The organism is Providencia sp. PROV033, assembly GCF_028484855.1.
GTDB classification, from domain to species: Bacteria; Pseudomonadota; Gammaproteobacteria; order Enterobacterales; family Enterobacteriaceae; genus Providencia; species Providencia alcalifaciens.
The window spans coordinates 1-10,066 of the sequence record NZ_JAMPSW010000112.1; the positions used below are offsets into that span (position 1 = coordinate 1).

Consider the following 10,066-nt stretch of genomic DNA (forward strand, 5'->3'; position numbering starts at 1 on the left):
GAGTAAGCTCGGATATGAGAAGAAAGGACTACCAAGGTAGTCCTTTTATATTTTATGATTTATAAAATTTTGGCTTGTTGATTTTATTCGGCAGCGGATATTGATGAAGTTTATCGGCGTAGGAGGTATTAACCTCGATGATTGGCTCATTTTTCTCATTCATTAAGCATTCTTGCTGAGATATTATTTTTTCAATGAGACTAAAAAAATTTTTCTTCTTCGCTGTGATATAAAGGCCTTTATTAGGTTCAAAGAACTTGAATATGATTTTATTGTTGATATGTTTAATCGTAATCCCCATAGCATGATCTTTCGTTAGAAAATCACAAATGGTATCCTTTTGTTGTTGTAGTCGATTATTAATTCGCTGTTTAAATTCTTCAAAGGTTATATAATTTTGTGGATTTAATTTTACATTGTTATCAATAATCGTATAGGTGTCATACTTTATATTATATTGGTTATTTCTTTGTGTTATTTGATGCTTAATGATTTTTTTCTGGTGATTTTTAACCAGTTCAAAAAACGGTTTAATGCCGATCTGTGATAAATCAGTTAGTGTAAAATTAGAACATTTTTTCTTAATTTCTCGAGCTGTTAGTTTCATTAAATTAAGTTCAAAATGACTTTTTCCTTTTAATACGTTCTTCTTGGCATTTTTCGATGTGGAATAGGTATAAAAATATAATTGATGTAATAATTTTTTTAAATTAATAGCATTATCTTCCCCTATATTATTCAGTAATAAGGCACCGTTTTTAAAAAGTACTGCATTGATAGAATTAAGCATATTTCTTTGTTTTAACTCATTGCTGTCATTTGAAAAATCAAAATTTTTTATGGCGTGGTCAATATGTAGACTATAATCAATTAATTTTTGTCTATCAATTATTTGACAAAAAGCGTCATTTAAAAAAGTGTGATAATGGCGAATGTTTCCCTTGGCGTTATGTGTTTTTTTTAATGCGCGCGCCAGATTTTTTATATATGTTTTTTCATCATTTGCATGAGCATAAAATAAGAAAGCATGTGTTAATCCATAACAAACACCTTTTTCGGCTTCTTGAATATTTTTAATGCCGATTATATTACGGGAAAACTCATTTTTAGCAGTATCTTTAAAATGGTCAGTTAATTTTATCTGTTTAAACTTAATACTGACTCTTTGGGGGATAATCATAACCATCCTCAATACTCTTGTGAAAACATAGAGGATCATGATATGAAAAAGGGAAAATGTTATTTTCAAATAGCGATGAAAAAACAAAGGTCAATCAGTTTCCTGATTGACCTTTTAACGTAATGCCTAATAACGAAAATTATGCGTTTTCGTTTTGTGCAGCTTGAATTGCTGTCAGTGCAACGGTGTAAACGATATCGTCTACCAGAGCACCACGAGATAAGTCGTTAACTGGTTTACGCATACCTTGCAGCATTGGACCGATAGAGACTAAGTCCGCAGAACGTTGTACGGCTTTATAAGTGGTGTTACCGGTGTTCAAGTCAGGGAAGATGAATACAGTGGCTTTACCCGCAACAGGTGAGTTTGGCGCTTTAGATTTTGCTACATCAGCCATAACCGCCGCGTCGTACTGTAACGGACCATCAATCATCAGATCTGGGCGTTTTTCTTGTGCTAAGCGCGTTGCTTCACGAACTTTTTCAACATCACTACCCGCACCGGAATTACCCGTTGAGTATGAAATCATCGCAACACGAGGTTCAATACCAAAGGCTTTTGCTGAATCGGCAGATTGGATCGCGATTTCAGACAGTTGCTCAGCAGTTGGATCTGGGTTAATTGCACAGTCACCATAAACAAAGACTTGTTCTGGCAGCAGCATAAAGAATACAGAAGAGACTAATGAGCTACCTGGTGCAGTTTTGATTAACTGTAATGGTGGGCGAATGGTGTTTGCTGTGGTATGAACCGCACCAGAAACCAGTCCATCTACTTCACCTTTTTCTAGCATCAATGTACCCAGAACAACGTTATCTTCCAATTGTTCACGAGCAACCACTTCGGTCATGCCCTTGCTCTTACGCAGCTCAACTAAACGCGCAACATATTCTTCGCGAACTTTAATTGGGTCAACGATTTCGATACCAGCGCCTAATTCGATACCTTGAGATGCTGCAACACGGCGGATATCATCAGGATTACCTAACAATACGCAGGTCGCGATACCACGTTCAGCACAAATCGATGCCGCTTTAACGGTACGTGGCTCATCACCTTCAGGCAGGACGATACGTTTGCCTGCTTTACGAGCCAGTTCAGTTAACTGATAACGGAACGCTGGAGGAGACAGACGGTTTGGACGTTCAGAATCAGCAACCAGAGATTCAATCCAGTTACTGCTAATGTGGCGAGCCACATAGTTTTGAATTTTCTCGATACGCTCATGGTCATCAGCAGGTACTTCAAGACTGAAGCTTTGCAGATTCAGCGAAGTTTGCCATGTGTTGCTGTTCACCATAAACACAGGTAAGCCCGTTTCGAATGCTTGTTCACAAAGTTTGCGAATAGGTGCATCGATATCATAGCCGCCTGTTAATAAGATAGCCCCGATTTCTACACCGTTCATTGCGGCTAAAGAGGCTGAAACCAGTACGTCAGGGCGGTCTGCGGAAGTCACTAACAGTGAACCTGGGCGGAAGTGTTCCAGCATGTGTGGAATGCTACGTGCGCAGAAGGTTACTGATTTAACGCGGCGAGTGTTGATTTCACCTTCGTTAACGACTTGTGCATTTAAGTGTTTTGCCATATCGATTGCACGGGTGGCAATCAGGTCAAAGTTCCAAGGGATCGTCGCTAATACTGGCAGATTCAAACATTCGAGCGCTTTCGCATCGATGTTAGCCACCGTCGCTTTGGTCGAATCGTCGAAAATTTCAGACAGGTCAGGGCGAGTACGACCTTGATCATCAACAGGTGCGTTAACTTTATTAACGATAACCCCGATGATATTTTCATTACGTTGACCACCGAACTCGTTACGAACCAGCTCTAAACGTTCTTGCATTTGCTGAATTGAGCTGTTGCCTGGCGCGGTAACGAAAACAATTTCTGCGCCTAAGGTTTTCGCAATTTCGTAGTTCAATGATTGAGCAAAAGAGTGCTTGCGCGTTGGGACTAAACCTTCGATCAGGATGACTTCTGCATCTTTGGTGTGCTCGTGGTAGCGAGCCACAATCTCTTCCATCAAAATATCTTTTTTAGATGATGTCAGAAGAGATTCAACATATTCCATTGTTAAAGGTTCAACAATGGTCGTGATGCTGGAGTGTGAACGTAAAACTTCGGTGGTTTGGTCTTTATTACCTGAAACGCGTGGTTGTGCGATTGGTTTAAATACGCTCAGCTGGACACCTTTTTGTTCCATTGAGCGAACGACACCCAGACTGACGCTGGTTAAACCAACGCTGGTGCCAGTAGGAATTAGCATAATTGTACGGGACACGGGAACCTCGTTTTTTGGTTACTCTAAAGCAGTACCGCCAGCATAAGGCTGGCGGCAAGAAAGTCTTTATGCTGTTAAGCGTGCAGCATCTTGGGCAATCACCAACTCTTCATTCGTTGGGATAACCAGTGCTGGGCGGCTGTTATCGGTGGTGATGACACCTTCTTTACCGAAACGTGCCGCTAAGTTGCGCTCGTGGTCATATTCGAAACCAAGAATAGCTAATTTCTTCAATGTGATTTCACGAACTTGTGCGGAGTTTTCACCGATACCACCAGTAAAGATAATCGCATCAAGGCGTCCTTCCATCAGCGCACTGTACGCACCAACATATTTTGCTAAACGGTGGCAGAATACATCCATTGCGCGGGTTGCATTCGCTTTGGTGCCATAGTTATCTTCAACATAACGGCAGTCGCTAGTCACACCCGTTAAGCCTAGTAAGCCAGACTCTTTCGTCAGCATTTTGTTGATTTGGTCAACGCTCATGCCTAATGAATCATGTAAATGGAAAATAATCGCAGGGTCGATATCGCCGCTACGAGTACCCATTACTAAGCCTTCTAATGGAGTTAAACCCATTGATGTATCAACACATTTACCGTTTACGATTGCTGATACTGAACCACCATTACCTAAATGGCAAGTGATAACGTTCAGTTCATCAACTGGTTTGTTCAGTTTTTTCGCTGCTTCACGAGAAACATAGTAGTGGCTAGTTCCGTGTGCGCCATAACGACGAATGCTGTGCTCTGAGTATAATTCGTATGGCAGTGCATACAGATAAGCTTCTTCAGGCATTGTCTGATGGAATGCAGTATCGAATACAGCGACGTTTTTACCGATCAGGTGAGGGAAGGATTTTCTTGCTTCTTCAATACCGATCAGGTGAGCAGGGTTGTGTAAAGGTGCAAATGGGATTGCCGCTTTAATACCTGCGATGACTTCATCGTCGATCACCACAGAAGACGTGAATTTTTCGCCGCCGTGAACAATACGGTGACCGATAGACGAAATTTGAGCAGACAGTTCAGGTTTCGCCGCAAGAATAGTATTCACGATGAAATTTAATGCTTCGCTATGCGCAGCACCTGCGCCTAAAGGTGCCTCATGTTTTTCGCCGTCCATTTTCCATTTAATACGAGCTTCAGGCAAATTAAAACATTCAGCTAAACCTGATAGAAATTCATCTCCATTAGTCGGATCGATGATTGCAAATTTCAGTGAGGAGCTACCGCAGTTTAAAACCAGTACCAGCTTACTTGACATGGAAATACCTATCTTAGTTGATGTTGTGAAGCCCGTTATCAGGACACACAGACTTAGTTGAAAAATGTAAGTCGCTAGAGCCTAGCGTATTTATATCCGACCAATTCATGATTGATATCATGATATGTGCAAAAAAGAACATGGGTCGATGATTTTACAGGGTTTTCTGTAGCAAACGTTACGTAATGCTGTTAAATAACTGTGAAAAATAAGTCACGGCATCGTGTTGAAATAACGTGCAGAGCCCCAATATATCACTGTTGTTTACTTATTAAAGAGAACTATTAAGCAACATAGCCCGGTAGTCATTCTAATTGCGGTCGATTCTACTAAAACTATTTTATATTTTATATGTTTTTTTTAAAAATAGGGCGTTTGGTTGATTAAAATCATAAATACCATATAAAGTGTAGTTATAGCGGTAAGTTATGCATTCACTAGAATAGTGGGTTTCATTTAAGTTAGCTGGATTAAAGCTAAATTTGTGAAAATGAACTTAAAAACTGAGTGTGCGTTCATACTCAATTTGACGTAAGCTAGCCAAAGATTGATATTGTTTTTGTGATGGTAGTAGGAAATTTATTGATGAGCACAATGCAAAGTACCCCTCCAGGTTTTTTTAAACGATTCAGATTAGGGAATCACTATCTGAAGGTTTTTCCTATGGAAAAAAAGCTAACACCGCTGTTTCCTGAGCTACGTATCAATAAAGCGATCCGGTTTGGGATCCGCTTCATGCCGCCAATTGCAATATTTACGCTCGCTTGGCAAATCGCCTTAGGTGGGCAGTTAGGACCTGCGGTTGCCACAGCGCTATTCGCCTGTAGCTTGCCAATGCAAGGGTTATGGTGGTTAGGCAAACGTGCTGTTACGCCATTACCTGCAGGGTTATTGAGTTGGTTTTATGAAATCCGCGATAAATTTACTGAAGCGGGAATTGCAATGGCGCCTATCGAACAACAGCCGGACTATCTGGCGCTAGCCGAATTATTGAAAAAAGCATTCAAGCAGTTAGATCACACTTTTATGGAAGATATCTAACGTTATTTTTGATCCTAATTAAAGTCAGGTCTAACAACAAAGCTCTATTTAACAATAACTAATACAAAATAGTTGTTTAGATCAATAAAAATGATATTTCATCTGTGCATTATTAACATTGAATGCGAAGATGGCAGTAAATTATTTATGGAGAGCTGTGATGGAAATGACCAACGCTGAACGCTTAATTATATCCAATCAATATAAAATGATGACCATGCTAGACCCTGATAACGCAGAGCGTTACCGTCGTCTTCAAACAATAGTTGAGCGTGGATTCGGTTTGCAAATGCGCGAACTGGATAGAGATTTTGGTGAGTTGAGTGAACAAACGTGCCGTACTGTCATTGATGTGATGGAAATGTACCATGCATTGCAGGTTTCCTACGGCAACATGGAAGATAAACATGGAGTCGATGAGCGCCGTGTGCAATTTTTAGGCTTTGATGCGGCGACAGAGGCTCGTTATCTGAGCTATGTACGCTTTATGGTGAATACCGAAGGGCGTTATACGCACTTTGACAGCGGTACTCACGGTTTTAACTCTCAAACGCCAATGTGGGATAAATATTTAAGAATGCTGAAAATTTGGCAAGCTTGCCCTCGTCAATATCATCTTTCAGCGGTCGAGATTTCTCAGATTTTAAATGCGTAACCGTATTTTAGGTAAAACACAGAGCATATTTGCATTAGGTAAATAAAAGGGTTCAATGTGAAGTTAAAAGCAAAAGGTTTTTTATTCGATCTCGATGGAACATTGGCGGATTCACTCGCTGTTGTTGAGCGCTGTTGGTGTTTATTTGGCGATAGAATTGGTGAGGATAAGCAAGCAATTATCGATTATATCCATGGAAAACCTGCGATGACGACATTGCGTCATTTTTTACCTCATGCAAGCGAAGAAGAGCTACAAAGCCATTTTCGTTGGTTAGAAAAAATGGAAAGTGAAGATATGGACGGCGTTGTTGCGCTGCCAGGGGCAATAGCGCTGTTATCTTCACTGAATAAATTAGGTGCGCCTTGGGCGATTGTGACATCAGGAACAGTGCCAATCGCTCACGGACGCCGAGCCGCCGCCGGCTTGCCTGAACCTAAACATTGGGTCACTTTTGAAAAAGTCTCTAAAGGTAAACCAGACCCAGAACCTTTCCAATTAGGGGCGAAAAGCCTGTCTCTCCCAGCTGAAGACTGCATCGCTTTCGAAGATGCGCCCGCGGGTATTCATTCTGCACTAAGTGCAGGTTGCCAAGTGATTGCTGTTCATGCACCAGAAGGTATGCCTCGACGAGATGAAATCTCTGCGATTATTAGTACATTAGAGCAAATCTCCGTGACTGGACCTGACAATAACGGTTATTTTGAGCTTTTCGTATCGAAAAACACCTAATTACGATCTAATCAAAGAAATCCTCTTAAAAACATGGTTAACTAACTAAAATCTTTAGCCTGTTTTTTTTCGTCGAAAGGGGATATTTTGAACGGAGAATTGCTGTGGGTATTAACCCTACTATTGATCGCGGTTGTTCTATTTACGACCAATAAAATTCGCATGGATGTGGTTGCCTTATTAGTCATTGTTGCATTTGTATTGAGTGATACATTGACATTACAGCAGGCAACCGCGGGTTTTGCGGATCCTAACGTTTTATTGATTGCCGCTCTGTTTGTCATCGGAGATGGTCTGGTTCGTACCGGAATTGCCTACCAAATGGGGGAGTGGCTCGTCCGAGTTGCAGGCAGCAGCGAAAGTAAAATGCTTGTCTTTTTAATGATGACGGTGGCGGGACTCGGTGCATTCATGAGTTCTACTGGCGTTGTCGCCATCTTCATTCCCGTCGTGCTCAGTGTTGCTGCACGGATGAAAACATCCCCTAGTCGATTAATGATGCCATTAGGCTTTGCCGGTCTGATCAGTGGCATGATGACGTTAGTCGCTACGCCACCGAATATGGTCGTGAATAGCGAATTAGTTCGTGGAGGGCTACCCAGCTTTCAATTTTTCTCAATTACCCCGATTGGACTCCTCATTTTATTGGCGGGCATTGGTTATATGTGGCTGACTCGTCGCTGGCTAGGAAGCAATGAACCCGATAAACAACCCGTAAAATATCAGCGTAATTTCCGTGATTTGATCCGCGATTATAAACTGGCGGGGCGTGCCCGTCGGTTAGCTATTCGTAAAGGGTCTTCACTGATTGGACACACGCTTGATGAGCTTCATTTGCGTTCCCGTTACGGCGCGAACGTGGTAGGGATTGAACGCTGGCGCAAGTTTCGTCGTGTAATGGTGAGTGCAACGGGAGGGACTGAGCTACGCGAGCGCGATGTTTTGCTGATTGATATTTCAGTGACTGACGATGAGCTGCGTCAATTTTGTAGTGAACAACTTCTTGAGCCAATGATCTTACGTGGAGATTATTTTTCCGAACAATCAAGGGATGTGGGGATGGCGGAAGTGTCTATGAACCCAGACTCAGAATTATTGGGTAGAAGTTTACGAGAGATTAAATTTCGTACCCGATATGGTTTAAACGTCGTGGGGATACGCCGCGATGGAAAGGCCCTCGATGGCAAACTAGTGGATGAGCCTCTGCGCTTAGGGGATATTTTGCTGGTCATCGGTGATTGGAAATTAATTCGTATTCTATCGACCAAACCGCGTAATTTTATTGTATTGAACTTAGCCGCTGAAGTTGAGGCGGTAGCCCCAGCTGCCTCACAAGCCCCTCATGCATTATTTTGCCTTGCGCTCATGGTAGCGATGATGGTTACCAATGAAATCCCTAACTTTATTGCAGCGTTAATTGCCTGCTTATTAATGGGGAAATTTCGCTGTATTGATATGGAAAGCGCGTACAAATCGATTCACTGGCCGAGCATTATTTTAATTGTCGGGATGATGCCGTTTGCAATTGCATTACAAGAAACCGGCGGGATAGCCTTAGCGGTTGATGCATTAATGAAGGTCGCGGGAGGATTGGGTCCGCATGTAATGCTGGTATGCTTATTTATACTCTGTGCAACGATTGGGTTATTTATCTCAAATACGGCAACCGCAGTATTAATGGCTCCTATTGCGATTGCCGCAGCGCGTCAAATGGAAGTCTCGCCACTGCCATTCGCTATGGTCATTGGTATCGCGGCATCCGCCGCATTCATGACACCGGTTTCTTCTCCTGTCAATACCTTAGTGCTCGGACCTGGTGGATATAAGTTTGCCGATTTTCTAAAGATGGGAGTTCCCTTTACGATTATCGTGATGTTTATCAGTGTGGCTGTGATCCCTATTTTGTTCCCATTCTAATTAAATCAATAGCGCCTACTTTATTAAGGCGCTATTAAACTCAATAAAACTTACTACCCATGATGATAAAGATCAATTCGTAATATTTAATCCATTACCGCCTACCTGCAGAATATTGTTATTTTTATTACCGGAACATTCCTTAAAATTAACAGATAATTATGGTGAGGTAATAATGAATACTGAAATAACAAAAGAGAAAGTGGTAGTTTATGGAAATGATGGTTTTTGTACTTTCGAAAACTATTGGGGTGAAGAATTAGTTTCTGTTCGATTAGAACATTATGTTTCAGGTATGATTGATAAAACGAGACATATGTTAACAACAGTTGAATTATCAAATATTGCGGATCGAACAGAGCTAAAAAAAGTGTTTTTCATACGAACGGCTATGGGACAGCTGGATCGGTATGACTATTGGGATATGACCATGCATACTAAAAGTGGGCGAGTTTTTAGAACGAAAGATAGATTTCGTTGTTCTTATGCCTTCTATGATTCTTTAGATGCAATTATTGGTGTGAATGGTACGGCGAAAACATTATATATCGCATTTTCATCATCATCAGGATGCAAGACAGAATTGATTGAAGTTTTATAATAAATAGCTTTAATTCAGAATGAAATAAAATGGCGTATACTATTTATCATGATATATCCGATAAAATAAAGATAGATAATATTATGTGGTTCAGTTACGAGCTAGATACCGAGGATTCTTATAATCACTGGTATGTAGATATAACAACAGAAGATGGAAAACGCTATCATACAAAGAGCAAATTTTATTGCTCGATGACAAGAGCCGATGAAGGAAAAGTGATTCTTGGCATCAATGGCGAATCTGAAAATTTATACGTCCATTATCCTGTTTCAATTGAAAATAAAGCATGAATGACTCATCATGTTTTATGATAAAAATCACGAACATCTAAGTAAACGATATTGTAGATGAGTAAGTGGAAGTGTACATCAAGCTGAACAGGAC

9 protein-coding genes are annotated in these 10,066 nt (G+C 41.0%); 6 read left to right on the forward strand and 3 right to left on the reverse strand.

The window, feature by feature from the left end; genetic code table 11:
- Positions 1-52: 52 nt before the first annotated feature.
- The 3 genes from PSF16_RS14990 to ackA all read right to left on the reverse strand — a co-directional run bounded on the left by PSF16_RS14990 (position 53) and on the right by ackA (position 4,733).
- Positions 53-1,180 (reverse strand): hypothetical protein, encoded by a 1,128-nt coding sequence (locus tag PSF16_RS14990; RefSeq protein ID WP_036962973.1) that lies wholly within the window; start codon positions 1,178-1,180, stop codon positions 53-55.
- 139 nt (positions 1,181-1,319) lie between these two features.
- On the reverse strand, positions 1,320-3,464 hold the full coding sequence (gene pta / locus PSF16_RS14995) for a phosphate acetyltransferase (RefSeq protein ID WP_006661357.1): 2,145 nt from the start codon (positions 3,462-3,464) through the stop codon (positions 1,320-1,322).
- Positions 3,465-3,530: 66 nt separating this feature from the next.
- Complete coding sequence (ackA, locus tag PSF16_RS15000; protein WP_272689551.1) at positions 3,531-4,733, reverse strand: acetate kinase; 1,203 nt, start codon at positions 4,731-4,733, stop codon at positions 3,531-3,533.
- A gap of 585 nt (positions 4,734-5,318) precedes the next feature.
- Here ackA and yfbV point away from each other — a divergent pair.
- From yfbV to PSF16_RS15030, 6 genes are all read left to right on the forward strand, one after another.
- On the forward strand, positions 5,319-5,774 hold the full coding sequence (gene yfbV / locus PSF16_RS15005) for a terminus macrodomain insulation protein YfbV (protein WP_154601844.1): 456 nt from the start codon (positions 5,319-5,321) through the stop codon (positions 5,772-5,774).
- Between the two features lie 160 nt (positions 5,775-5,934).
- Entirely contained in the window at positions 5,935-6,429 is a 495-nt protein-coding gene (locus PSF16_RS15010; protein WP_006661359.1) for a YfbU family protein, read from the forward strand.
- 57 nt (positions 6,430-6,486) lie between these two features.
- Positions 6,487-7,161 (forward strand): sugar phosphatase, encoded by a 675-nt coding sequence (locus PSF16_RS15015; RefSeq protein ID WP_272689552.1) that lies wholly within the window; start codon positions 6,487-6,489, stop codon positions 7,159-7,161.
- Positions 7,162-7,248: 87 nt separating this feature from the next.
- Positions 7,249-9,078 (forward strand): SLC13 family permease, encoded by a 1,830-nt coding sequence (locus PSF16_RS15020; RefSeq protein WP_272689553.1) that lies wholly within the window; start codon positions 7,249-7,251, stop codon positions 9,076-9,078.
- A gap of 175 nt (positions 9,079-9,253) precedes the next feature.
- The gene (locus PSF16_RS15025; protein WP_006660277.1) at positions 9,254-9,679 is read left to right on the forward strand and encodes a hypothetical protein; all 426 of its coding nucleotides are present in this window, start codon (positions 9,254-9,256) and stop codon (positions 9,677-9,679) included.
- 29 nt (positions 9,680-9,708) lie between these two features.
- Positions 9,709-9,972: a hypothetical protein gene (locus tag PSF16_RS15030; protein WP_006660278.1), complete on the forward strand. Its 264-nt coding sequence runs from the start codon at positions 9,709-9,711 to the stop codon at positions 9,970-9,972.
- The last annotated feature ends 94 nt before the right edge of the window (positions 9,973-10,066 follow it).

Coding starts and splice junctions, on each gene's coding strand:
- PSF16_RS14990 (WP_036962973.1), bottom strand. CDS start 1,180: ATGATTATCCCCCAAAGAGTCAGTATTAAGTTTAAACAGATAAAATTA.
- ackA (WP_272689551.1), bottom strand. CDS start 4,733: ATGTCAAGTAAGCTGGTACTGGTTTTAAACTGCGGTAGCTCCTCACTG.
- yfbV (WP_154601844.1), top strand. CDS start 5,319: ATGAGCACAATGCAAAGTACCCCTCCAGGTTTTTTTAAACGATTCAGA.
- PSF16_RS15010 (WP_006661359.1), top strand. CDS start 5,935: ATGGAAATGACCAACGCTGAACGCTTAATTATATCCAATCAATATAAA.
- PSF16_RS15025 (WP_006660277.1), top strand. CDS start 9,254: ATGAATACTGAAATAACAAAAGAGAAAGTGGTAGTTTATGGAAATGAT.
- PSF16_RS15030 (WP_006660278.1), top strand. CDS start 9,709: ATGGCGTATACTATTTATCATGATATATCCGATAAAATAAAGATAGAT.